Source organism: Enterobacter cloacae complex sp. IR5403 (genome assembly GCF_049238705.1).
In the GTDB taxonomy this organism is placed as follows: domain Bacteria; phylum Pseudomonadota; class Gammaproteobacteria; order Enterobacterales; family Enterobacteriaceae; genus Enterobacter; species Enterobacter hormaechei_C.
Genome location: NZ_JBMKHP010000015.1, coordinates 77,870 through 99,397 on the forward strand (window position 1 = coordinate 77,870; position 21,528 = coordinate 99,397).

At 54.9% G+C, this 21,528-nt stretch carries 28 protein-coding genes and 1 pseudogene; 13 read left to right on the plus strand and 16 right to left on the minus strand.

Features of this window, described 5'->3' with window-relative positions; all coding sequences use genetic code 11:
* Positions 1-142 precede the first annotated feature (142 nt).
* Both elbB and mtgA read left to right on the plus strand, forming a co-directional pair.
* Positions 143-796 (plus strand): isoprenoid biosynthesis glyoxalase ElbB, encoded by a 654-nt coding sequence (gene elbB / locus ACOTW6_RS17940; RefSeq protein WP_062933422.1) that lies wholly within the window; start codon positions 143-145, stop codon positions 794-796.
* On the plus strand, positions 793-1,518 hold the full coding sequence (gene mtgA / locus ACOTW6_RS17945) for a monofunctional biosynthetic peptidoglycan transglycosylase (RefSeq protein WP_047051240.1): 726 nt from the start codon (positions 793-795) through the stop codon (positions 1,516-1,518). The genes elbB and mtgA overlap by 4 nt, the downstream gene beginning before the upstream one ends.
* Positions 1,519-1,556: 38 nt before the next feature.
* Here mtgA and npr read toward each other — a convergent pair whose 3' ends face one another.
* The 11 genes from npr to ACOTW6_RS18000 all read right to left on the minus strand — a co-directional run bounded on the left by npr (position 1,557) and on the right by ACOTW6_RS18000 (position 9,476).
* Complete coding sequence (npr, locus tag ACOTW6_RS17950) at positions 1,557-1,829, minus strand: PTS phosphocarrier protein NPr (protein ID WP_003861872.1); 273 nt, start codon at positions 1,827-1,829, stop codon at positions 1,557-1,559.
* Positions 1,826-2,680, minus strand: coding sequence for an RNase adapter RapZ (gene rapZ, locus ACOTW6_RS17955; protein WP_003861870.1), 855 nt, complete (start codon positions 2,678-2,680; stop codon positions 1,826-1,828). The genes npr and rapZ overlap by 4 nt, the downstream gene beginning before the upstream one ends.
* A gap of 45 nt (positions 2,681-2,725) precedes the next feature.
* Positions 2,726-3,217: a PTS IIA-like nitrogen regulatory protein PtsN gene (ptsN, locus tag ACOTW6_RS17960; protein WP_003861869.1), complete on the minus strand. Its 492-nt coding sequence runs from the start codon at positions 3,215-3,217 to the stop codon at positions 2,726-2,728.
* An 82-nt stretch (positions 3,218-3,299) separates the two neighbouring features.
* Positions 3,300-3,587 carry a ribosome hibernation promoting factor gene (gene hpf, locus ACOTW6_RS17965; protein ID WP_003861866.1) on the minus strand — a complete coding sequence of 96 codons (288 nt, stop codon included), beginning with the start codon at positions 3,585-3,587 and terminating at the stop codon, positions 3,300-3,302.
* 22 nt (positions 3,588-3,609) lie between these two features.
* Positions 3,610-5,043: an RNA polymerase factor sigma-54 gene (gene rpoN / locus ACOTW6_RS17970; RefSeq protein WP_003861864.1), complete on the minus strand. Its 1,434-nt coding sequence runs from the start codon at positions 5,041-5,043 to the stop codon at positions 3,610-3,612.
* A 47-nt stretch (positions 5,044-5,090) separates the two neighbouring features.
* Positions 5,091-5,816: an LPS export ABC transporter ATP-binding protein gene (lptB, locus tag ACOTW6_RS17975; protein WP_003861862.1), complete on the minus strand. Its 726-nt coding sequence runs from the start codon at positions 5,814-5,816 to the stop codon at positions 5,091-5,093.
* 6 nt (positions 5,817-5,822) lie between these two features.
* A complete protein-coding gene (gene lptA / locus ACOTW6_RS17980; protein ID WP_015571984.1) occupies positions 5,823-6,377 on the minus strand; it encodes a lipopolysaccharide ABC transporter substrate-binding protein LptA in 555 nt (184 codons plus the stop codon).
* On the minus strand, positions 6,346-6,921 hold the full coding sequence (lptC, locus tag ACOTW6_RS17985; RefSeq protein ID WP_015571983.1) for an LPS export ABC transporter periplasmic protein LptC: 576 nt from the start codon (positions 6,919-6,921) through the stop codon (positions 6,346-6,348). Before lptC ends, lptA begins: the two co-directional genes overlap by 32 nt.
* Positions 6,918-7,484 (minus strand): 3-deoxy-manno-octulosonate-8-phosphatase KdsC, encoded by a 567-nt coding sequence (kdsC, locus tag ACOTW6_RS17990; RefSeq protein ID WP_047051238.1) that lies wholly within the window; start codon positions 7,482-7,484, stop codon positions 6,918-6,920. Before kdsC ends, lptC begins: the two co-directional genes overlap by 4 nt.
* Positions 7,485-7,498: 14 nt before the next feature.
* Entirely contained in the window at positions 7,499-8,485 is a 987-nt protein-coding gene (gene kdsD, locus ACOTW6_RS17995) for an arabinose-5-phosphate isomerase KdsD (protein WP_003861853.1), read from the minus strand.
* A gap of 13 nt (positions 8,486-8,498) precedes the next feature.
* Positions 8,499-9,476, minus strand: coding sequence for a calcium/sodium antiporter (locus tag ACOTW6_RS18000; RefSeq protein WP_213789278.1), 978 nt, complete (start codon positions 9,474-9,476; stop codon positions 8,499-8,501).
* A 227-nt stretch (positions 9,477-9,703) separates the two neighbouring features.
* Here ACOTW6_RS18000 and mlaF point away from each other — a divergent pair, with 227 nt between their 5' ends.
* From mlaF to murA, 7 genes are all read left to right on the plus strand, one after another.
* Positions 9,704-10,516, plus strand: coding sequence for a phospholipid ABC transporter ATP-binding protein MlaF (gene mlaF / locus ACOTW6_RS18005; protein WP_017382730.1), 813 nt, complete (start codon positions 9,704-9,706; stop codon positions 10,514-10,516).
* Positions 10,517-10,523: 7 nt separating this feature from the next.
* Positions 10,524-11,306: a lipid asymmetry maintenance ABC transporter permease subunit MlaE gene (gene mlaE / locus ACOTW6_RS18010; RefSeq protein ID WP_003861848.1), complete on the plus strand. Its 783-nt coding sequence runs from the start codon at positions 10,524-10,526 to the stop codon at positions 11,304-11,306.
* Between the two features lie 4 nt (positions 11,307-11,310).
* On the plus strand, positions 11,311-11,859 hold the full coding sequence (mlaD, locus tag ACOTW6_RS18015) for an outer membrane lipid asymmetry maintenance protein MlaD (RefSeq protein WP_003861847.1): 549 nt from the start codon (positions 11,311-11,313) through the stop codon (positions 11,857-11,859).
* A gap of 18 nt (positions 11,860-11,877) precedes the next feature.
* Entirely contained in the window at positions 11,878-12,513 is a 636-nt protein-coding gene (gene mlaC, locus ACOTW6_RS18020; protein ID WP_003861845.1) for a phospholipid-binding protein MlaC, read from the plus strand.
* Positions 12,513-12,806 carry a lipid asymmetry maintenance protein MlaB gene (mlaB, locus tag ACOTW6_RS18025; protein ID WP_003861843.1) on the plus strand — a complete coding sequence of 98 codons (294 nt, stop codon included), beginning with the start codon at positions 12,513-12,515 and terminating at the stop codon, positions 12,804-12,806. The genes mlaC and mlaB overlap by 1 nt, the downstream gene beginning before the upstream one ends.
* A 126-nt stretch (positions 12,807-12,932) precedes the next feature.
* Positions 12,933-13,187: a BolA family iron metabolism protein IbaG gene (gene ibaG / locus ACOTW6_RS18030; RefSeq protein WP_003861840.1), complete on the plus strand. Its 255-nt coding sequence runs from the start codon at positions 12,933-12,935 to the stop codon at positions 13,185-13,187.
* Positions 13,188-13,237: 50 nt separating this feature from the next.
* Complete coding sequence (gene murA, locus ACOTW6_RS18035) at positions 13,238-14,497, plus strand: UDP-N-acetylglucosamine 1-carboxyvinyltransferase (RefSeq protein WP_006812128.1); 1,260 nt, start codon at positions 13,238-13,240, stop codon at positions 14,495-14,497.
* 63 nt (positions 14,498-14,560) lie between these two features.
* Here the strand turns inward: murA and sfsB are convergent, their stop codons facing one another.
* Positions 14,561-14,848, minus strand: coding sequence for a DNA-binding transcriptional regulator SfsB (gene sfsB, locus ACOTW6_RS18040; protein WP_047051270.1), 288 nt, complete (start codon positions 14,846-14,848; stop codon positions 14,561-14,563).
* A 229-nt stretch (positions 14,849-15,077) separates the two neighbouring features.
* Entirely contained in the window at positions 15,078-16,049 is a 972-nt protein-coding gene (gene ispB, locus ACOTW6_RS18045) for an octaprenyl diphosphate synthase (RefSeq protein ID WP_006812126.1), read from the minus strand.
* A gap of 257 nt (positions 16,050-16,306) precedes the next feature.
* On the opposite strand from ispB, the gene rplU reads away from it, so the two are divergent.
* The 4 genes from rplU to cgtA all read left to right on the plus strand — a co-directional run bounded on the left by rplU (position 16,307) and on the right by cgtA (position 19,147).
* Complete coding sequence (rplU, locus tag ACOTW6_RS18050; RefSeq protein WP_003025032.1) at positions 16,307-16,618, plus strand: 50S ribosomal protein L21; 312 nt, start codon at positions 16,307-16,309, stop codon at positions 16,616-16,618.
* A 19-nt stretch (positions 16,619-16,637) separates the two neighbouring features.
* The gene (gene rpmA / locus ACOTW6_RS18055; protein WP_003861831.1) at positions 16,638-16,895 is read left to right on the plus strand and encodes a 50S ribosomal protein L27; all 258 of its coding nucleotides are present in this window, start codon (positions 16,638-16,640) and stop codon (positions 16,893-16,895) included.
* 95 nt (positions 16,896-16,990) lie between these two features.
* On the plus strand, positions 16,991-17,956 hold the full coding sequence (locus ACOTW6_RS18060) for a DMT family transporter (RefSeq protein WP_421766272.1): 966 nt from the start codon (positions 16,991-16,993) through the stop codon (positions 17,954-17,956).
* A 15-nt stretch (positions 17,957-17,971) separates the two neighbouring features.
* On the plus strand, positions 17,972-19,147 hold the full coding sequence (gene cgtA, locus ACOTW6_RS18065) for an Obg family GTPase CgtA (RefSeq protein WP_006812124.1): 1,176 nt from the start codon (positions 17,972-17,974) through the stop codon (positions 19,145-19,147).
* Positions 19,148-19,180: 33 nt separating this feature from the next.
* Here the strand turns inward: cgtA and pmrB are convergent, their stop codons facing one another.
* The 3 genes and pseudogenes from pmrB to dacB all read right to left on the minus strand — a co-directional run.
* On the minus strand, positions 19,181-20,224 hold the full coding sequence (pmrB, locus tag ACOTW6_RS18070; protein ID WP_045327348.1) for a two-component system sensor histidine kinase PmrB: 1,044 nt from the start codon (positions 20,222-20,224) through the stop codon (positions 19,181-19,183).
* Positions 20,221-20,883: a two-component system response regulator PmrA gene (gene pmrA / locus ACOTW6_RS18075; RefSeq protein WP_213789276.1), complete on the minus strand. Its 663-nt coding sequence runs from the start codon at positions 20,881-20,883 to the stop codon at positions 20,221-20,223. Before pmrA ends, pmrB begins: the two co-directional genes overlap by 4 nt.
* A gap of 2 nt (positions 20,884-20,885) precedes the next feature.
* Positions 20,886-21,425, minus strand: a pseudogene (dacB, locus tag ACOTW6_RS18080) (D-alanyl-D-alanine carboxypeptidase/D-alanyl-D-alanine endopeptidase); the annotation flags it as partial.
* Between the last annotated feature and the right edge of the window lie 103 nt (positions 21,426-21,528).

The window sequence follows — 21,528 nt, forward strand, 5'->3', positions numbered from 1 at the left end:
CCGCCTGAAAATTGAGGCCGCACGCAGATAAGATAGCAAATCTTAAACAGTTTGTTACATGAATCAGTGAAATGTGTGAAGCATAGCGTTTTAATCAGAATTTTTAATGTGCTTCAGCGAGTTGCATAGAAGGATCGTCAGAATGAAAAAGATTGGTGTCGTGCTGAGCGGATGTGGTGTTTACGATGGTTCAGAGATACATGAAACCGTATTAACGCTGCTGGCACTATCGCGCCAGGGGGCAGACGTTATTTGCTTCGCTCCGGATAAAACTCAGGCAGACGTGATTAATCATCTCACCGGCGAGCCAATGGCGGAAAGCCGTAACGTGCTGATTGAAGCGGCGCGTATTGTGCGCGGCGATATTCACCCGCTGACACAGGCCGATGCCGCTGAGCTTGATGCGATCATCGTGCCGGGCGGTTTTGGCGCGGCGAAAAACCTGAGCACGTTTGCAACGGAAGGCGCGGCGTGTCATGTCGATCCCGATTTGAAAGCGCTATCGCTGGCGATGCATGCGGCAGGTAAGCCGCAGGGCTTTATCTGCATTGCGCCGGCCATGCTGCCGAAAATATTTGATTTCCCGCTGCGGCTCACGATCGGAACCGACATTGATACCGCTGAGATTGTCGAGGATATGGGCGGCGAACACGTGCCATGTCCGGTAGACGACATTGTGGTGGATGAGGACAACAAGATCATCACCACGCCAGCGTATATGCTGGCGCAGAACATCGCCGAGGCTGCCGCAGGCATTGAAAAGCTGGTGGACAGAGTGCTGGTCCTGGCCGAATGAGTCGTAAATTTTCCCCCGGCGGGTGGTTGAAACGGATCCTGCTGCGTATTGTGCTGGTCCTGGCTGTGTTCTGGGGCGGCGGTATTGCGCTGTTCAGCATCCTGCCCGTCCCGTTCTCGGCCGTGATGGCAGAGCGGCAGATTAGCGCCTGGCTCTCAGGGGATTTTGGCTATGTTGCCCATTCTGACTGGGTCAGCATGGATGCTATCTCCCCGTGGATGGGGCTGGCGGTCATTGCGGCAGAAGATCAGAAATTCCCGGAGCACTGGGGTTTTGACGTGGCGGCTATCGAGAAGGCGCTGGATCATAATGAACGTCATGAAAACCGCGTCCGCGGCGCATCGACGCTTTCTCAGCAGACGGTAAAAAACCTGTTCTTATGGGACGGTCGCAGCTGGGTAAGAAAAGGGCTGGAGGCCGGGCTGACGCTGGGCGTCGAGACGGTGTGGAGCAAAAAACGCATTTTAACCGTCTACCTGAATATCGCGGAATTTGGTGACGGCGTATTTGGTGTCGAAGCGGCATCGCAGCGCTATTTTGGCAAGCCCGCCAGCAGGCTGACTATGTCCGAAGCGGCACTGCTTGCCGCTGTGCTGCCGAACCCGCTGCGTTTTAAGGCCAGCGCTCCGTCAGGCTACGTGCGAAGCCGCCAGGCGTGGATTATGCGCCAGATGCGTCAGCTGGGTGGGGAAGGGTTTATGGAGCGAAATAATCTTATGTAGGGCGGGTAAGCGAGCGCTACCCGCCGACATGGCGAACGTTAGTCTTCGTCAAACCCGGCGTTAAACAGGGCAATCACTGCCGCCAGCGCTTCTTCTTCCTGCGGGCCGGTGGCTTCGACTTCAATCTGGCGGCCTTTGGCAGAATCCAGCATCAGCAGCGCAATCACGCTGTTGGCTTCTGCCTCTGTTCCCTCGTCGTTGCGCAGCAGCACCTCAGCATCAAAACCCTGCATCAGTTCAAACAGCTTCATCGCCGGGCGCGCATGCATGCCCAGCTTGTTGGTGATTTCGACGGTCTGTTTTACGGTCATGTTTTGCGTTTTTCCAGCGTGCGATGACGGGACTGAACGTTCTTTCCGCGTGAGCGGAAGTAATCGGCCAGCTGTTCGGCAATGTAGACCGAACGATGTTTACCGCCGGTACAGCCAATCGCCACCGTCAGGTAGCTGCGATTGTTTGTTTCCAGCATAGGTAACCATAGCTCAAGGTAGCTTCGCGTCTGGTAGATAAAATTGTGAACTTCTGTGTGTCGGTCGAGGAACGCCGCCACCGGCTTATCCAGACCGGTCATCGGACGCAGTTTCGGATCCCAGTGTGGGTTCGGCAGGAAACGCACATCAAAAACGTAATCCGCATCGATAGGTATGCCGTGCTTAAAGCCGAAGGATTCAAACACCATCGTCAGTTCGCGCTCGCGCTTGCCGAGTAAGCGCGTACGCAGCATTTCCGCCAGTTCGTGGACGGACATTTCGGAAGTGTCGACAATCAGGTCGGCCCGGGAACGCAGCGGCTCAAGCAGATCGCTCTCTTTATCGATGGCGCTTTCCAGCGAAAGATTTTTACTCGAGAGCGGATGCAAACGACGTGTATCGCTGTAGCGACGGATCAGCGTGTTGCGGTCAGCGTCCAGGAACAAGAGCTGAGGCGAGAAGCATTCCGGCAGGCTGTTCATTGCCTGCTCGAAGATTTCCGGCGATTCCGGCATGTTACGCACGTCGATACTGACGGCGGCAGAGATTTGCCTGTCCGCCAGCGTCCGCGCCAGATCGGGTAACAACACTACCGGCAGGTTATCTACACAGTAAAATCCCATGTCTTCCAGCGCGCGCAGGGCCACGGACTTCCCGGACCCCGAACGACCGCTGACGATCATCAGCACCATGTTCCGTTTCTCCTCAGGGCAGCCGTTCTGAAGGCCCTTTCCCGATTATGCCTCATCCTGATTGCCTTCTGCTTCAGTGATAATTTGATAAAGCTCTTCATCACTTTGGGCTGAGCGCAGTCGACGACAAATGGTTTTATCCGCCAGACGTTTGGCAACCAGCGACAGCGTGTGCAGGTGGGTTTTGGTCTGATCGGCAGGAACCAGCAGCGCGAAGAGCAGATCCACAGGCTGGTTATCGATGGCGTCAAAAGCGATAGGCGTTTCCAGTTGCACAAACACCCCCACGGCACGCAGCGTATCTTCTTCCAGCTTGCCATGCGGGATCGCAATGCCATTGCCGATGCCGGTACTGCCCATTTTTTCACGGGTCAGAATGGCTTCAAACACGATCTGCGGCGGCAGACCCAGCTGTTTTGCGGCCAGCTCACTGATGATTTCCAGCGCACGTTTTTTGCTCTGGCAGTGAACGCCACTGCGGGTACAATCCTGGTTAAGGACATTGCTCAGTTGAAGAGCGGAATCGTTGTTTATCATAATTTCACCTAAGCGCTAACTGTACAAATGGCCTGTTGTGTTTCACAACAGGCCGTCCTGCACCCGTTAACTGCCCGGACAATTAGTGTTGTTTCAGTTTATCTTTATGTTTATTGAGCTGTCTCGCAAGCTTATCAATCAAGCCGTCGATAGCCGCGTACATGTCTTGCCCTTCCGCACTGGCATGGAGTTCCCCTCCGTTGACGTGCAGGGTCGCATCCGAGATATGCGTCACTTTCTCCACTTTCAACACAACATAGACCTGGTTGATCCTCTCGAAATACTGCTCGAGTTTCGCAAACTTAGTGTTTACAAAATCGCGTAAAGCCTCAGTAATCTCGACGTTATGTCCGGTGATATTGAGCTGCATAGTGTCTTCCTTATCGGTTGTGTCAAACCAGTTGTTTACGCTGGTTAGACGGCGGAATGGATAAAGACTCTCGATACTTCGCGACAGTACGACGTGCCACCATAATACCCTGATCGGACAGCATGGTGGTTAACTTACTGTCACTGAGTGGCTTCGCGGGGTTCTCCGCGGCGATCAACTTCTTCACCAGTGCGCGAATGGCCGTTGACGAGGCTTCGCCGCCGCCTTCGGTGTTCACGTGGCTGGAGAAGAAATACTTAAGCTCAAAAATACCGCGTGGGCTGTGCAGATACTTCTGCGTGGTCACGCGGGAAATGGTTGATTCATGCATCTCGACGGCCTGGGCGATGTCCGCCAGCACCATCGGTTTCATAAACTCTTCGCCCTGCTCAAAGAACGCCTGCTGCTGTTCGACAATACAGCGGCTGACGCGCAGCAGCGTGTCATTACGGCTCTCCAGACTCTTGATCAACCAGCGTGCTTCCTGAAGGTTGCTGCGAATATATTGATTATCAGCGTCATTACGTGCGCTGGTGCACATGGAGGCGTATTGCTGGTTGATTTGCAGGCGAGGAATGCTGTCGGCGTTCAGTTCAACGACCCACCGGCCATTGTGTTTTCTCACCAGCACATCAGGAATGACATATTCCGGTTCGCTGGTCTGGATCGACTGCCCCGGACGCGGATCAAGTGACTGGATCAGATTCACCGCTTCCTTCAGCACCTCTTCTTTCAGGCGCGTGACGCGCATCAGGGTGCGGAAGTCGTGATTCGCCAGCAGATCCAGATGATCGCTGATGATGAGCCGGGCTTCGTCAATCCACGGTGTCTCTTTGGCAAACTGCGAAAGCTGGATCAGAAGGCAGTCGCGCAGATCTTTCGCGGCGACGCCAATCGGGTCGAAACGCTGAACGCGTTTCAGGACGGCTTCAATCTCTTCCAGTTCAATCTCGTCATCGCCGATGCTTTCCAGAATCTCGTCCAGCGTCACGGTCAAATAGCCCGTGTCGTCAACGGCATCGACAATCGAGGTGGCAATGGCGCGATCGGTATCGGAGAAAGGGGTCAGCTCTACCTGCCACATCAGGTAGTCCTGAAGCGACTGGGTGGTTTCGCCCTGGTAGACCGGGAGTTCATCATCCTGGTAGTCTGCACGCGTCCCGGAAGGGGTACCCGCGGTGTAGATTTCATCCCAGCTGGCATCCAGCGGCAGTTCGTCCGGCATCTCTTTCTGTTCGAGCGCATCTACGGAGTCGAGCGTTTCTGTGTCCTGCGTCTGCTGGGCGTCTACCTCGTCATGAAGATCGGTTTGCTCCAGCAGCGGATTGCTGTCCAGCGCCTGCTGGAGTTCCTGCTGGAGTTCTAACGTGGACAGCTGCAACAGACGGATTGCCTGCTGTAGCTGCGGCGTCATGGCCAGTTGCTGGCTGAGCCGTAATTGCAAACCTTGCTTCATGTTCAGAGCGTTTTTCTCCGGTTCGGCGTGACTTAACCTCTACCCTATCAGAGTCTGAAGTCTTCCCCAAGGTACACGCGCTTAACATGCTCATCTTCGAGGATTTGCTGCGGCGTACCGTGGGCAATCAGATGGCCCTGGCTCACTATGTAGGCGCGCTCACACACGGCCAGCGTTTCACGAACGTTGTGGTCCGTGATCAGTACGCCAAGCCCGCTATCGCGCAGGTGCTCAATAATACGTTTGATATCGATAACGGAGATGGGGTCAACGCCCGCAAACGGTTCATCCAGCAGGATGAATTTTGGGTTTGCTGCCAGCGCGCGCGCAATCTCAACGCGGCGGCGTTCACCACCGGACAGCGCCTGACCGAGGCTGTCACGCAGATGTTCGATATGAAACTCTTCCATCAGCTCGTTCGCACGGTCAGTGCGCTGCTCGCTGGTCAGATCGTCACGGATCTGGAGCACGGCCATCAGGTTGTCGAACACGCTTAAGCGGCGGAAGATGGAGGCTTCCTGCGGCAGATAGCCGATGCCACGACGCGCGCGGGCATGCAGCGGCAGCAGGCTGATATCTTCATCATCGATGATGATGTTGCCGGCGTCACGCGGGACGATGCCCACCACCATGTAGAAGGTCGTGGTTTTACCCGCCCCGTTAGGGCCAAGCAAACCCACGATTTCGCCGGAGTTGACGGTCAGACTGACATCTTCGACGACGCGGCGGCCCTTATACGCTTTCGCGAGGTTTTTTGCAGTTAAAGTTGCCATAACGAATTAGTTACTCTTTTTCTTTGCCGGAGCCTGACCGTTGTTCTTGTCCTGCAACTGCGAAGGCACAAGCACGGTCGTGACGCGTTTGCCTTTTTCGCTGGAGGCCTGCATTTTCTGCTCTTTCACCAGATAGGTGATCTTGTCGCCTTTGATATTGCTGTCCAGCTGTTCCAGGTAAGCATTACCGGTCAGGATGACCAGATCCTTCGCCAGTTCATAGTGCATATGCGAGGCATGGCCTTTCACCGGCTTGCCGTTGTCCTGCATCTGGTAGAAGGTAGCCGGGTTGCCATAACCATCGATAATCTCTTTGCCCTGCTCGCCGCCCGGACGGGTAACGACCACTTTGTCGGCGTTGATTTTGATGGTGCCCTGGGTCATGACGACGTTGCCGGTAAAGGTGACGACATTACCCTGCATATCCAGAGACTGGGTATCGGATTCAATATGAATCGGCTGTTCGGTGTCGCCAGTCACAGCAAGCGCGGGAAGACTGGCCGCCAGCAGCGCGCTGGCGATAACAACTTTAAGGCTGAGTTTGTTTGTTTTGAATTTCATAGGAGGTTCTAACCTTTTCAATCAGCTCGGCGTTTTTGCTGCGTAAGTTCCCGCGCATTCTTAAACCGCTGGAATTAAATGTTGTGCCATACAGGGTGACGAGATCCTGCGACGTGACATCCTGGGTGACCAGGTTGATCTGGGCGTTATCCGTCGTAATTTTTCGCAGTTGCGCGTCAGCGGTCAGGGCGTTGACTTCAACGTGACCATACAGGTAAAGCATACGGTCATTTGTCAGTTTTGCCCGGTCAGACTTGATTGACCACGTCGGCACTTTGTCCGTATCAAAGGTGGTCATGACCGGTTGGGTAAACCACGAGGTACCGTCATCTGAAAAATATTCTACATGCTGAGCAACGAGGCGATAGTTCAGCGCGCCTTCCGGGCTATAGACCACGGTGTCGCTGTGATCGCTTTTATAGGTCGGGTCGCTCGTGTTAACCACTTCCGCTTGCGTATCATCGCGGTCAGCGAGGTTGACGCCAATCAGTACCAGGGCGACAAGCGCAAGCAGAATGATAACCCAACGTCTGGTTTTACTCATATCGATTGCCCTTTCGCCTCATCAAGCTTGCCCTGCGCCAGCAGAAGCAGATCGCAGACTTCACGGACGGCGCCGCGGCCACCGTGAATATGGGTAACGTAATCAGCACGCGGGATCAGCAGCGGGTGCGCGTCAGCCACCGCGATGCTCAGACCCACCTCCGCCATCACTGGCCAGTCGATCAAATCATCCCCGACGTATGCCACATTCTCTGGTGCAATGGCCAGTTTTCCCAGCAGATCCCGGAAGGCGACCATCTTATCAGACTGCCCCTGATAGAGATGGGTAATGCCCAGCGTTTCACACCGATCTTCTACCAGTTTAGCTTTCCGCCCGGTGATGATAGCAACTTCAATACCGGACGTGAGCGCACAGCGGATACCGTAACCGTCGCGAACGTTAAAGGCTTTCAGCTCTTCGCCGTTATTGCCCATATAAATCAGACCGTCGGAGAGCACACCATCCACATCGAGGATCAGCAGGCGGATATTTTCCGCCTTTGCCATCATCTGGGCGCTCACCGGGCCATAACAGGTTGCAAGGGATGCACCCGCATTACTCATTGTCTTATCCTTCATTACACTACGCCAGCGCGCAGCAGATCATGCATATGTACCACACCCAGCAGTTGGTCGCCATCGGCAACCATCACTGAGGTAATATGACGGGACTGCATCAGGTTCAGCACATCGACCGCCAGTGTGCCCGGACGGACGCGGATCCCGCCAGGCGTCATCACATCAGCGATGCCCAGCGTTCGGACATCCACACCCATATCGAATACCCGGCGCAGGTCGCCGTCGGTGAAAATGCCCTGAATCTTCATTAGATCGTCGCAGATAACCGTCATGCCCAGGTTTTTACGGGTGATCTCCAGTAACGCGTCGCGCAAAGAGGCCTCTTTGCTGACGTGCGGGATCTCATCCCCGGTGTGCATAATATCGTTAACGCGCAGCAGCAGTTTGCGCCCGAGCGCGCCGCCGGGGTGAGACAGGGCGAAATCTTCAGGCGTAAAACCGCGGGCTTCCAGCAGCGCAACGGCAAGGGCATCGCCCATCACCAGCGCGGCGGTTGTGCTGGAGGTCGGCGCCAGCCCCAGCGGGCAGGCTTCTTTAGGCACCTTCACGCACAGGTGAATATCCGCCGCACGCGCCATACTGCTTTCCGGGCGGCTGGTCATGCAAATCAGCGGTACGTGCAGACGCTTCAGCACCGGGATCAACGCCAGGATTTCATTCGATTCCCCGGAGTTGGACAGCGCAATAACCACGTCCTGCGGCGTAACCATGCCGAGGTCACCGTGCGCGGCTTCACCGGGATGGACGAAGAATGACGACGTGCCGGTACTGGCAAAGGTCGCCGCCATTTTGCGTCCGATATGGCCGGATTTGCCCATCCCCATCACCACGACTTTGCCGGCACAGTAGAACATCTTCTCACAGGCCAGACTAAAATCCTGATTAATGTACTGATCTAACTGCGCCAGACCTTCACGTTCAATCTCCAGAACGTCTTTGCCTGCTTTCTGAAAGTCAAAACCCGGCTGCAATTCTATTTGCGACATAATGCGTTTCCGTTTACCCAGAGAGAAGCGGCGAAAGCCAGTACAGCATCGCCAGCCATACGATAAATCCACCCGTCAGCAGCGCGCCTGCGCCTTTGCCGATCTGCTCTTTTCGCCGCCAGCAGAGCAGGGCGAAAATCACGCTGACCAGCAGCATCACACCGTAATCGCGCGTGAAAACCATAGGGTTAAACGGCCCCGGCGAGATTAACGCCGGTAGCCCCGTCACGATTGCGATATTGAAAATATTCGAGCCGATGATATTGCCGATGGCGATATCATCTTCCCCTTTACGCGCCCCGGCGATGGCGGTGGCCAGCTCTGGCAGGCTGGTGCCGATGGCGATTACCGTCAGACCGATTGTCAGTTCGCTCATCGCAAACGCGTTCGCCAGCACCGTCGCGTTATCGACTACCATCCGCGTGGCCATCGGCATGATGATCAGCGCGACGCCCAGCCACAGCAGGGCGACGGGTAAGGTCCCTTCCCGGGGCAGCTCGGCGAGATGCTCACGCGTGAGGCTATCGTTGCCCTGTTTTTCCGCCAGACGTGCGATCTTCACGCTGTAAATCAACCAGATCACGGCCAGGGCGAGCAGGAATATACCGTCATCGACGCTCAGCACCCCGTCATAAAGTACGTAGCCTGCCAGCAGACTGACGACTAACATTAACGGCAATTCCCGGCGCAAAACATCAGAATGCACGCGAAATGGATGCAGTAATGCGGCTAAGCCTAAAATCAGTAAGATATTGACGATGTTAGAGCCAATCGCGGTGCCGATAGCGAGGTCGACCTGCCCATGCAGCGAGGCTGAAACAGAAACGATGATTTCAGGAAGCGATGTGCCTACACTGACCACCGTCATGCCGATAATGATGGGCGGCATGCCAATGAGTCGACAGAGAATGGATGCGGCAAAGACCAAACGGTCAGCACTGTAGACCACCAACAGTAAACCAATTATTAACAGTGCTGTTGCTAAAAGCATCAAAAGTCCTTTCTTCAGGTATACTCGCTGGTCCACTGCGCACGAATGTTGGCGCCAGATGAAGTCTGAGACGTAACGAATTCCTAATTTTGACTTTATGCGCCGGAAAAGTAAAACAAATGCCAGCTTTCGCTAACCCCAATAGTGAATATTCTGTAAAAATGCGGGGTTTAGGGCTGATTTACGCTTCATGCCAGCCGTGAAGCAAGGTAAGTAAGGAACCATAAATGAGCCAAACGATGGCGAATATAGTCGATGTCCGGGGCGTCAGTTTTTCTCGCGGCAACCGGTTAATATTTGATGATATTTCGCTGACCGTGCCGCGCGGTAAAATCACCGCCATCATGGGGCCGTCAGGGATCGGTAAAACCACGTTGCTGCGTCTTATCGGCGGGCAAATCCCCCCTGACAGCGGCGAAATTCTCTTCGACGGCGAAAATGTCCCGGCGATGTCTCGCTCGCGCCTCTACACGGTTCGCAAACGGATGAGCATGCTCTTTCAGTCGGGCGCGCTGTTCACGGATATGAACGTTTTTGACAACGTGGCCTATCCGTTGCGTGAGCACACCCATCTTCCTCCTGAGCTGTTGCACAGTACGGTGATGATGAAGCTTGAAGCCGTGGGGCTGCGTGGGGCTGCGAAACTCATGCCGTCCGAACTCTCGGGTGGGATGGCGCGCCGCGCCGCGCTGGCGCGTGCTATTGCCCTGGAACCCGATTTAATCATGTTCGATGAACCGTTCGTCGGGCAGGACCCCATCACCATGGGCGTGCTGGTGAAGTTAATTTCGGAGCTGAACAGCGCCCTTGGCGTCACCTGCGTGGTGGTTTCCCACGACGTGCCGGAAGTGCTGAGTATCGCTGATTACGCCTATATTGTGGCTGACAAAAAAATCGTCGCCCACGGCAGCGCCCAGGCGTTGCAGGAGAATGGCGATCCGCGCGTGCGGCAGTTCCTGGACGGTATCGCAGATGGGCCGGTGCCTTTCCGCTATCCGGCGGGCGACTATCATGACGATTTACTGGGAATAGGGAGTTAAGCCACTCATGCTGTTAAATGCGTTGGCGGGTCTTGGACATCGTGGCCTAAAAACCATCAGTACGTTCGGGCGTGCCGGATTAATGTTGTTCAACGCGCTGGTCGGCAAACCGGAGTTCCGCAAGCATGCGCCGTTACTGGTGCGGCAGCTTTATAACGTCGGCGTGCTGTCGATGCTTATCATCATCGTGTCGGGTCTGTTTATTGGCATGGTGCTGGGGTTGCAGGGGTATCTGGTGCTGACAACCTACAGCGCGGAAACCAGCCTTGGCATGCTGGTGGCGCTCTCGCTACTGCGTGAACTCGGGCCGGTGGTTGCCGCGCTGCTGTTCGCCGGGCGTGCCGGGTCAGCGTTGACGGCGGAAATTGGCCTGATGCGCGCCACCGAGCAGCTCTCCAGTATGGAGATGATGGCGGTCGATCCGCTGCGCCGGGTGATCTCGCCGCGCTTCTGGGCCGGGGTTATCTCCTTGCCGTTACTGACTATCCTCTTTGTGGCGGTAGGTATCTGGGGAGGCGCGCTGGTTGGCGTTAACTGGAAAGGCATTGATGCCGGATTCTTCTGGTCTGCCATGCAGGACGCCATCGATCTGCGGATGGATCTGGTGAACTGTCTGATCAAGAGCGTGGTTTTCGCTGTGACGGTTACCTGGATTGCGTTGTTTAATGGTTACGATGCCATTCCGACGTCGGCGGGCATTAGCCGTGCAACGACGCGTACTGTCGTACATTCGTCGCTGGCCGTTTTAGGTCTGGATTTTGTGCTCACCGCACTGATGTTTGGGAATTGAGTTCATGCAAACGAGAAAAAATGAAATTTGGGTTGGCGTGTTTCTGCTTCTGGCGCTGCTGGCCGCGCTGTTCATCTGCCTGCGAGCGGCGGACATCACCTCTGTTCGCGCCGAGCCGACGTACCGTATCTACGCGACTTTCGATAACATCGGCGGCCTGAAAGCGCGCTCACCGGTGCGTATTGGTGGCGTCGTTATCGGACGTGTCGCTGACATTACGCTTGATGAGAAAACCTATCTGCCGCGCGTCGCGATGGATATCGAAGAGCGCTATAACCACATTCCGGACACCAGCTCGCTTTCTATCCGCACCTCTGGCCTACTGGGGGAGCAATATCTGGCCCTTAACGTTGGTTTTGAAGATCCTGAGCTGGGAACGACTATCCTTAAAGACGGTAGCGTAATCCAGGATACCAAGTCAGCGATGGTGCTGGAAGATATGATTGGTCAGTTCCTTTACAACAGTAAAGGGGATGATAAAAAGTCTGACGATGCCCCTGCGCAGAGTGAAGACCACACCAACGTCGAACCGACGCCAGGCGCGACGAATTAATTTCAGGAGAAGTTATTCATGTTTAAACGACTGTTAATGGTTGCCATGCTGGTCATTGCCCCTCTTACCGCGGCGCACGCTGCGGATCAGAGTAACCCGTACAAACTGATGAATGAGGCCGCGAAGAAAACCTTCGACCGTCTTAAAAATGAACAGCCAAAAATCCGTTCTAACCCGGATTATCTGCGTGATGTGGTGGATCAGGAACTGCTGCCGTATGTGCAGATCAAGTATGCGGGCGCACTGGTGCTGGGCCGTTACTACAAAGACGCGACCCCTGCACAGCGCGAGGCTTACTTTGCGGCATTCCGTGAATACCTGAAACAGGCTTACGGCCAGGCGCTGGCGATGTACCACGGGCAGACCTATCAGATTGCCCCTGAACAGCCGCTGGGCGATGCCACTATCATTCCTATTCGCGTGACGATTATCGATCCAAACGGTCGTCCACCGGTTCGTCTGGACTTCCAGTGGCGTAAAAACAGCCAGACCGGAAACTGGCAGGCGTACGATATGATCGCTGAAGGCGTCAGCATGATCACCACTAAACAGAACGAGTGGAGCGATCTGCTGCGCACTAAAGGCATTGATGGCCTGACGGCTCAGCTTCAGTCCATCTCTCGTCAGAAAATTACCCTGGACGAGAAGAAGTAATGTCACAGCAGCTTAGCTGGGCGCGTGACGGCGAGACGTTGACGCTGACGGGAGAGCTGGATCAGGATCTGCTTAACCCGCTGTGGGACGCTCGCCATAACGCGATGCAGGGCGTGACGCTGATTGATTTACATGGCGTCACGCGGGTAGATACTGCCGGTATCGCCCTGCTGGCGCACCTGGTGGCCACGGGCAAAAAGCAGGGGAGTAGCGTTACCCTGACGGGGGTAAGCGATAACGTGATTACCCTTGCACAGCTTTACAATTTGCCCGAAGACGTATTACCTCGCTAATTTTTTCAGTACGTTACTTCTGAAAGCCCCGACAGTTTACGCGTCGGGGCTTTTTGCTTGTTTAAGACCGCGCCACTTTGCTCTAAGATGTTGAGCTTGTTTTCACTATCAGATGATGTAGACCCCATGGAAAATAATGAAATCCAGACTGTGCTGATGAATGCACTCTCCCTTCAGGAAGCCCACGTCTCTGGCGATGGCAGTCACTTCCAGGTTATTGCTGTGGGTGAGATGTTCGACGGAATGAGTCGCGTGAAGAAACAGCAGGCTGTGTACGCGCCGCTGATGGAATACATTGCGGATAACCGCATCCACGCCCTGTCGATTAAAGCGTTCACCCCACAGGAGTGGGCACGCGATCGCAAACTAAACGGTTTTTGAGCTGAGGGCGAAACGCCCGCAGCACGGTTGAATTTATAAGAGAGCAAACGATGGATAAATTTCGTGTACAGGGACCCACGCGTCTCCAGGGCGAAGTCACAATTTCTGGCGCTAAAAACGCCGCGCTGCCCATTCTTTTCGCTGCGTTGCTCGCAGAAGAGCCGGTAGAGATCCAGAACGTACCGAAGCTGAAAGATATCGACACGACCATGAAGTTGCTCGGCCAGTTGGGCACCAAAGTGGAGCGTAACGGTTCCGTCTGGATCGATGCCAGCAACGTGAACAACTTCTCAGCGCCGTATGAGCTGGTGAAAACCATGCGTGCGTCCATCTGGGCGCTTGGTCCGCTGGTGGCGCGTTTCGGTCAGGGACAGGTTTCACTGCCGGGCGGATGCGCTATCGGTGCGCGTCCAGTCGACCTGCATATCTTCGGCCTGGAAAAACTCGGCGCGGAGATCAAGCTGGAAGAGGGTTACGTTAAAGCATCCGTCAATGGTCGTCTGAAAGGCGCGCACATTGTCATGGACAAAGTGAGCGTGGGCGCAACGGTCACCATCATGTCGGCTGCTACGCTGGCAGAAGGCACTACTATCATCGAAAACGCCGCCCGTGAGCCGGAGATCGTGGATACCGCGAACTTCCTGGTCGCACTGGGGGCGAAGATCAGCGGGCAGGGCACAGACCGTATCACCATCGAAGGCGTTGAACGTCTGGGTGGCGGTGTGTACCGCGTTCTGCCGGACCGTATCGAAACCGGTACTTTCCTGGTGGCCGCAGCCATTTCTGGCGGTAAGATTGTCTGCCGTAACGCCCAGCCGGATACCCTGGATGCGGTGCTGGCGAAGCTGCGCGATGCGGGGGCGGACATTGAAATCGGTGAAGACTGGATCAGCCTCGATATGCACGGGCAGCGTCCTAAAGCCGTTAACGTGCGTACTGCGCCACACCCGGCATTCCCGACGGATATGCAGGCACAGTTCACGCTGTTGAACCTGGTGGCCGAAGGCACGGGCTTCATCACGGAAACCATCTTCGAAAACCGTTTCATGCACGTACCGGAACTGATCCGTATGGGTGCGCATGCTGAGATTGAAAGCAACACGGTAATTTGCCACGGCGTTGAAAAACTGTCCGGTGCGCAGGTGATGGCGACCGATCTGCGCGCGTCTGCGAGCCTCGTGCTGGCAGGTTGTATTGCGGAAGGGACTACCGTTGTCGATCGTATCTACCACATCGATCGTGGTTACGAGCGTATTGAGGACAAACTGCGCGCGCTGGGTGCAAATATCGAGCGTGTGAAGGGCGAGTAATCGTTCCGGCACCCCCCTGCCAGAACAGGCCGGGGGATTGCTGTTCCTGTCAATCCTGGTGCATCAGTCCTGATGCGCTTTCTTCGTTTTGCTCTGGCGCATCATGCGCGTTCTGTCGATAAATTCATGAGTAACAGGATCATGATAACGTGACGGCCATATCACCCACGGATGCGTATCCAGCGCCGTCGCGATAATCAGTTCCCCCTTTGGCCATGGGCGGGTCAGGGCGTTTGCCAGCGTCGACGAGCTTAGCCCATGACGACGTGATTCGGCAGCCAGCGATGTCCCTTTTTTACGCAGTGCCGCAATAATGTCAGCAGAATGCCAGTCGATGAATTTTGTATCCATAATGCTGTCCTTGTGTTCGTTATCGTCCACGTCGTTTCGTGTGAAAAGACAGCATTACTATACTCACTTCGAACATGTGTTCTAAAAAGTTCATGTTACGAGAAGCAATATTCAGAATAAGGCACGGCTTTATACATACGGCCTGTAACCCGATGGGCTTACGCGGGAATGTAATTTATTGGTGCGTACTGGAATCTCCCTGCGTGGGCGCAGGGAGATGAGGAGGGGATTAACGGTCGCGCTGGACGGCGATGTGCGCGAGGCCGATTAGCGCATCACGCCATGGGCTGTCGGGAATGACCTGAATGGCGGCAATGGCTTTGTCTGCTTCTTCTTCAGCGCGCTGACGCGTCCATTCCAGGGAGCCGCAAATTGCCATTGTTTCCAGTACCGGTTCCAGAAGATGGCGTCCATTTCCCTGCTCGATAGCCTCCCGGATCATTTTCGCCTGCTCTGGTGTGCCATTGCGCATCGCGTGGAGCAGCGGCAGCGTTGGCTTGCCTTCGTTCAGGTCATCGCCGACGTTTTTACCGAGCGTTTCGCCATCCGCGCTGTAGTCCAGCAAATCATCAATCAGCTGGAACGCGGTGCCGAGGTAACGGCCATAGTCCTGAAGCCCCTTTTCCTGAGCTTCGCTACAGCCAGCCAGAATGCCGGAGCATTGCGCGGCGGCTTCGAACAGACGTGCGGTCTTGCTGTAAATCACCCGCATATAGTTTTCTTCGGTGATGTCCGGGTCGTTGACGTTCATCAGCTGTAGAACTTCACCTTCAGCGATGACGTTCACGGCTTCTGACATCACTTCCAGCACCTTCAGCGAACCAAGGCTGGTCATCATCTGGAAGGCTCGGGTATAGATAAAATCGCCTACCAGAACGCTTGCCGCATTACCAAACGCGGCGTTGGCGGTGGCTTTACCACGACGCATGTCTGATTCATCCACAACATCGTCGTGAAGCAGGGTGGCGGTGTGGATAAATTCGATCAGCGCCGCGATCGTGACGTGGGCATTTCCCTGATAGCCAACCGCGCGCGCAGCCAGAATGGCAATCATCGGACGAATACGTTTACCGCCGCCGCTGACGATATAATAGCCCAACTGATTGATCAGCTGAACGTCAGAGTTGAGTTGCTCCAGGATTGCTGCATTCACACCCGCCATATCTTGCGCGGTTAACTCATTGATTTTTTCTAAATTCATCGCAAAAGCCGGGCTTTTTATCCTGTTTATCCCACACGAGATGGGTACACAAAGGGTTTAGGTTTATAAATAGTATTGCTGATTGTACTGAAAAAACGGCTCAGATAAACGTTACCGTACGTGTTGTGTTTTTTTTCTTCATGTATTGATGGTAGCACTTGTCAAAGGCTCGCGTTTTGCGTAATATTCGCGCCCTATTGTGAATATTTATAGCGCACTCTGAATCATACGAGGATGTGCGCGGAAGCGGAGTTTATATGTACGCGGTTTTCCAAAGTGGTGGTAAACAACACCGAGTAAGCGAAGGTCAGACCGTTCGCCTGGAAAAGCTGGACATCGCAACTGGCGAATCTGTTGAGTTCGCTGAAGTTCTGATGATCGCAAACGGTGAAGAAGTCAAAATCGGCGTTCCTTTCGTTGATGGCGGCGTTATCAAAGCTGAAGTTGTTGCTCACGGTCGTGGCGAGAAAGTTAAAATCGTTAAGTTTCGTCGTCGTAAACACTATCGTAAGCAGCAGGGCCACCGTCAGTGGTTCACTGATGTGAAAATTACTGGCATCAGCGCCTAAGACCTGAGGAGAGATTTAAATGGCACATAAAAAGGCTGGCGGCTCCACACGTAACGGTCGCGATTCAGAAGCTAAACGCCTGGGCGTTAAGCGTTTCGGTGGCGAATCCGTTCTGGCGGGTAGCATCATCGTTCGTCAGCGTGGCACCAAGTTCCACGCGGGTACCAACGTAGGTTGCGGTCGTGACCACACTCTGTTTGCTAAAGCAGACGGTAAAGTGAAATTTGAAGTTAAAGGCCCGAACAACCGTAAATACATCAGCATCGTTGCTGAGTAAGGTTTTCTCGGTCCGGTAACGGATTAAAGCCCCGCAACGTGTTGCGGGGCTTTTTACATTGGAAACCCGGAAAATTTTCTGTAGGGAAAACGGGCATGAAGCAGCAGGCCGGCATTGGTATTCTTTTGGCGCTCACTACCGCAATGTGCTGGGGTGCGCTGCCAATTGCAATGAAGCAGGTACTGGAAGTTATGGAGCCACCGACGGTGGTGTTTTATCGCTTCATGATGGCAAGCATAGGCCTGGGCGCCATTCTGGCCGTTAAAGGTAAACTGCCACCGCTGCGCATCTTCCGAAAACCGCGTTGGCTGGTGTTACTGGCTATCGCGACGGGCGGTCTGTTCGGTAACTTCATTCTGTTCAGCTCTTCCCTGCAATATCTTAGCCCTACAGCGTCGCAGGTGATTGGTCAGCTTTCACCGGTCGGCATGATGGTCGCCAGCGTATTCATCCTCAAGGAGAAGATGCGCGGCACGCAGATCATCGGGGCATGCATGCTGCTTTGCGGGCTGGTGATGTTCTTTAACACCAGCCTGATTGAGATTTTTACCCGCCTGACGGATTACACCTGGGGTGTCATTTTTGGGGTGGGCGCAGCAACGGTCTGGGTGAGTTATGGCGTCGCGCAAAAGGTGTTATTGCGCCGTCTTGCCTCACAGCAGATCCTCTTTTTGCTGTACACTTTGTGTACACTGGCATTATTGCCGTTAGCGAAGCCGGGTGTAATTACCCAGCTCAGCGACTGGCAACTGGCGTGCCTCATTTTTTGTGGGCTGAATACGCTGGTCGGTTATGGCGCGCTGGCTGAAGCCATGGCGCGCTGGCAGGCAGCACAGGTGAGCGCCTTAATCACGCTTACCCCGCTGTTTACGCTGTTATTTTCAGATTTGTTATCAATGGCCTGGCCCGATGTCTTCGTCAAGCCGATGCTCAACCTGTTGGGCTATCTCGGTGCGTTTGTCGTGGTTGCGGGCGCGATGTATTCCGCCATTGGTCATCGTCTCTGGGGGCGTTGGCGCAAAAATGAAGCGGTTGTAATAGTCCCCCGCTCAGGCGAATGAGTTACGGAGAGTAAAATGAAGTTTGTTGATGAAGCGACGATTCTGGTCGTGGCAGGTGATGGCGGTAACGGTTGTGTAAGCTTCCGCCGTGAAAAATATATTCCTCGTGGCGGTCCTGATGGCGGTGACGGTGGGGACGGTGGCGACGTGTGGCTGGAGGCGGATGAAAACCTCAACACGCTGATCGACTACCGTTTCGAAAAATCTTTCCGCGCCGAGCGTGGCCAGAACGGTCAGAGCCGCGACTGTACCGGTAAACGCGGTAAAGACGTGACGATCAAAGTGCCGGTAGGTACGCGTGTCATCGATCAGGGCACGGGCGAAACCATGGGTGATATGACCAAACACGGTCAGCGCCTGATGGTGGCGAAAGGCGGCTGGCACGGTCTGGGTAACAGCCGTTTCAAATCTTCCGTTAACCGTACTCCGCGTCAAAAAACCATGGGTACCCCGGGTGATAAGCGCGACCTGCAACTGGAACTGATGCTGCTGGCGGATGTGGGGATGCTGGGCATGCCAAACGCCGGTAAATCGACGTTTATCCGTGCGGTCTCTGCGGCGAAACCAAAAGTGGCGGATTATCCGTTTACGACGCTGGTGCCGAGCCTGGGCGTTGTCCGTATGGATAACGAGAAGAGCTTCGTGGTCGCTGACATCCCGGGTCTGATTGAAGGGGCAGCAGAAGGCGCCGGTCTGGGTATTCGCTTCCTGAAGCACCTTGAGCGTTGCCGCGTACTGTTGCACCTCATCGACATCGATCCAATCGACGGTTCCGATCCGGTTGAAAACGCCCGTATTATTATCGGCGAGCTGGAGAAATACAGTGAAAAACTGGCGCAAAAACCGCGCTGGCTGGTATTCAACAAGATCGACCTGATGGACAAAGCGGAAGCTGAAGCGAAAGCTAAAGCGATTGCCGACGCGATGGGTTGGGAAGATAAGTACTATCTGATCTCTGCCGCCAGCCAGGTTGGCGTGAAAGATCTCTGCTGGGATGTGATGACCTTTATCATCGAGAATCCGGTTGTTCAGGCAGAAGAGGCGAAACAGCCTGAAAAAGTCGAATTCATGTGGGATGACTACCACCGCCAGCAGCTCGAAGAGCTGGAAGCGGAAGAAGATGATGAAGACTGGGACGATGACTGGGATGAAGACGACGAAGAAGGCGTCGAGTTCATCTACAAGCACTAACCCCTGTATAAAGCCCCTTAACGGGGCTTTTTTTTATCCTATTTTCGTCGGTAACCAACAGCTGGCGATGAGGCCGCCCTCAGCGCCGTTCTCCAGAGTTAAATGGCCATGATGGAGCTGTACGATACGCTGTACGATGCTCAGCCCAAGGCCGCTGCCGCCGTAGCGCTGGTCGAGACGCCGGAAAGGTTCGGTGATCGACTGGCGGTGCGCCTCATCAATACCCGGCCCCTGATCGGTAACGCTCACCCGGGTACCGCCCTCCGTCGCTGTTAATGCCACTTCAATGGTTGTGCCTGCCGGGCTGTAGCGGGCGGCATTCTCCAGAAGGTTCCTTAGCATCAGACGTAACAGGACGGCGTCCCCCTGTACCGTCAGCGCGCTGTGGGCCGGCCATATTACCGTATGCTCTTTGGCTTCATGCTCCAGGCTGAGCGGAGCAATGATCGTCTCTGTCCAGTTCACGGTATCGTAATGGCCGCTGGCCATCGCCTGCCCGGCACGCGCCAGCATCAGCAGCTGTTCCACCGTGTGCATCAACTGATCGATACGGCTTATCAGTGGCGTGGCCTGCGGGGAACCGGACTGAGCCATCAGTTCCAGATGGAGCCTGATCCCCGCAAGCGGCGTACGTAACTCGTGTGCCGCATCGGCGGTAAAAAGGCGTTCCTGTTGAATAGTGTGGTCCAGCCGGGCGAGGAGTTGATTGAGCGACGTGGTCACAGCGCCTATCTCTTCCATATCAGAATACATCGGCAGGGGAGTCAAATTATCCGCCGAACGGTTCGCAAGGCTGGCGCGAAGTTTGTTGAGTGGTCGGGTGATCCAGGTGACTGCCCAGAATGAGAAGAGCAGGGTAAAACCGACCATCACCAGAGAAGGGACCAGCAGGGAGGCAATGGCTTCGCGGATCTCTTTTTCTACATGGTTGTTGCGCGCTTTGGCGGACAGCGTTTCGTTCACCAGAAAACCGATTTGCTCGCGGCTCTCATGCCATAGCCAGACTACGCTAATGAGTTGAAAAAATAGCAGAATAACCGCCAGCAACACCATTAATCGCCGGCGCATACTGTTCATTTCTGGCTCTCCAGACGGTAACCCACGCCGCGTACGGTTTTGATGCGATCTTTACCGAGCTTGCGCCGCAGATTATGAATGTGAACTTCAAGCGTGTTTGATCCTGGATCGTCCTGCCAGGAGTAGATGTCCTGTTGCAGCGTTTCGCGGTGCACGGTCTGCCCGCTGCGCATGATCAGGCGCGTCAGCAGAGCGAACTCTTTTGGCGTCACTTCCACAGGCTGAAACTGGCGCAGCACCTGCTGAGTTTGCAGATTGAGGGTGATATCTCCGTCCGTCAGCAGGTTGTCGCTGTGGCCCTGATAGCGGCGGATCAACGCCCGCACGCGAGCCTGTAGCTCGGCAAGGGCGAAGGGTTTTACCAGATAATCGTCAGCGCCAGAATCCAGCCCGTTAATTCTGTCTTCAATGGCATCGCGAGCAGTGAGAATCAATACGGGATTCTCCACCCCGCGACGACGCCACTGGCAGAGCAGCGTCGCGCCGTCTTTATCCGGCAGCCCCAAATCCAGGATCACCAGGCTGTATTCACCGCTCTGGATCAGGGCATCTGCTTCAGCGGCCGTGGCGGCACAATCCAGGGCGTAGCCTTCATTCCCCAGCGCCAGCGCTAACCCTTCCTGCAATAACAGATCGTCTTCAACTATCAGTAGTTTCATCGCTAGTTATTCTGGTAGATGTCCTTATAGAGCCTGCTTTCGAAACGCACCAGTGGAATACGGCGATTGCGCTGGTCAGCCGGTTCGACGGCATAGCCGGAAAGATACTGCACAAATGCCATGCGTTGCCCGCTGGCGGTGGTGATAAAACCGGCAAGGTTGTAAACGCCTTGCAGGGAACCCGTTTTGGCTGACACTTTGCCATCCACGCCCGCAGCGTGAAGGCCCGCGCGGTACTGAAGAGAGCCGTCGTGTCCGGCAAGCGGCAGCATCGTAATAAAGTTTAGCTCAGCGTCATGCTGAGCAATGTACTGCAACACCTGCATCATGGTGGCTGGCGAGATCAGGTTATGGCGCGATAAACCGGAACCATCGACGGCGATCGTATTGCCCAGATCGATACCCGCCTGCTGGCGCAGGATCTGACGTACGGCATCAGAACCGGCCCGCCAGGTGCCCGGCACACCAAAGCGCGCGTGCCCGATCATGCGGAACACCGTGTCGGCAATCATGTTATCCGACTTTTTCAGCATAATCTTAAGGAAGGTGCGAACAAGTCCCTGATATGAGATCATGTTTGTCATCTGTAGCCATGGAACAGGGTTCATCATGAGTCATCAACTTACCTTCGCCGACAGTGAATTC

Coding starts and splice junctions, on each gene's coding strand:
- elbB (WP_062933422.1), top strand. CDS start 143: ATGAAAAAGATTGGTGTCGTGCTGAGCGGATGTGGTGTTTACGATGGT.
- mtgA (WP_047051240.1), top strand. CDS start 793: ATGAGTCGTAAATTTTCCCCCGGCGGGTGGTTGAAACGGATCCTGCTG.
- npr (WP_003861872.1), bottom strand. CDS start 1,829: ATGACCGTAAAACAGACCGTCGAAATCACCAACAAGCTGGGCATGCAT.
- rapZ (WP_003861870.1), bottom strand. CDS start 2,680: ATGGTGCTGATGATCGTCAGCGGTCGTTCGGGGTCCGGGAAGTCCGTG.
- ptsN (WP_003861869.1), bottom strand. CDS start 3,217: ATGATAAACAACGATTCCGCTCTTCAACTGAGCAATGTCCTTAACCAG.
- hpf (WP_003861866.1), bottom strand. CDS start 3,587: ATGCAGCTCAATATCACCGGACATAACGTCGAGATTACTGAGGCTTTA.
- rpoN (WP_003861864.1), bottom strand. CDS start 5,043: ATGAAGCAAGGTTTGCAATTACGGCTCAGCCAGCAACTGGCCATGACG.
- lptB (WP_003861862.1), bottom strand. CDS start 5,816: ATGGCAACTTTAACTGCAAAAAACCTCGCGAAAGCGTATAAGGGCCGC.
- lptA (WP_015571984.1), bottom strand. CDS start 6,377: ATGAAATTCAAAACAAACAAACTCAGCCTTAAAGTTGTTATCGCCAGC.
- lptC (WP_015571983.1), bottom strand. CDS start 6,921: ATGAGTAAAACCAGACGTTGGGTTATCATTCTGCTTGCGCTTGTCGCC.
- kdsC (WP_047051238.1), bottom strand. CDS start 7,484: ATGAGTAATGCGGGTGCATCCCTTGCAACCTGTTATGGCCCGGTGAGC.
- kdsD (WP_003861853.1), bottom strand. CDS start 8,485: ATGTCGCAAATAGAATTGCAGCCGGGTTTTGACTTTCAGAAAGCAGGC.
- ACOTW6_RS18000 (WP_213789278.1), bottom strand. CDS start 9,476: ATGCTTTTAGCAACAGCACTGTTAATAATTGGTTTACTGTTGGTGGTC.
- mlaF (WP_017382730.1), top strand. CDS start 9,704: ATGAGCCAAACGATGGCGAATATAGTCGATGTCCGGGGCGTCAGTTTT.
- mlaE (WP_003861848.1), top strand. CDS start 10,524: ATGCTGTTAAATGCGTTGGCGGGTCTTGGACATCGTGGCCTAAAAACC.
- mlaD (WP_003861847.1), top strand. CDS start 11,311: ATGCAAACGAGAAAAAATGAAATTTGGGTTGGCGTGTTTCTGCTTCTG.
- mlaC (WP_003861845.1), top strand. CDS start 11,878: ATGTTTAAACGACTGTTAATGGTTGCCATGCTGGTCATTGCCCCTCTT.
- mlaB (WP_003861843.1), top strand. CDS start 12,513: ATGTCACAGCAGCTTAGCTGGGCGCGTGACGGCGAGACGTTGACGCTG.
- ibaG (WP_003861840.1), top strand. CDS start 12,933: ATGGAAAATAATGAAATCCAGACTGTGCTGATGAATGCACTCTCCCTT.
- murA (WP_006812128.1), top strand. CDS start 13,238: ATGGATAAATTTCGTGTACAGGGACCCACGCGTCTCCAGGGCGAAGTC.
- sfsB (WP_047051270.1), bottom strand. CDS start 14,848: ATGGATACAAAATTCATCGACTGGCATTCTGCTGACATTATTGCGGCA.
- ispB (WP_006812126.1), bottom strand. CDS start 16,049: ATGAATTTAGAAAAAATCAATGAGTTAACCGCGCAAGATATGGCGGGT.
- rplU (WP_003025032.1), top strand. CDS start 16,307: ATGTACGCGGTTTTCCAAAGTGGTGGTAAACAACACCGAGTAAGCGAA.
- rpmA (WP_003861831.1), top strand. CDS start 16,638: ATGGCACATAAAAAGGCTGGCGGCTCCACACGTAACGGTCGCGATTCA.
- ACOTW6_RS18060 (WP_421766272.1), top strand. CDS start 16,991: ATGAAGCAGCAGGCCGGCATTGGTATTCTTTTGGCGCTCACTACCGCA.
- cgtA (WP_006812124.1), top strand. CDS start 17,972: ATGAAGTTTGTTGATGAAGCGACGATTCTGGTCGTGGCAGGTGATGGC.
- pmrB (WP_045327348.1), bottom strand. CDS start 20,224: ATGAACAGTATGCGCCGGCGATTAATGGTGTTGCTGGCGGTTATTCTG.
- pmrA (WP_213789276.1), bottom strand. CDS start 20,883: ATGAAACTACTGATAGTTGAAGACGATCTGTTATTGCAGGAAGGGTTA.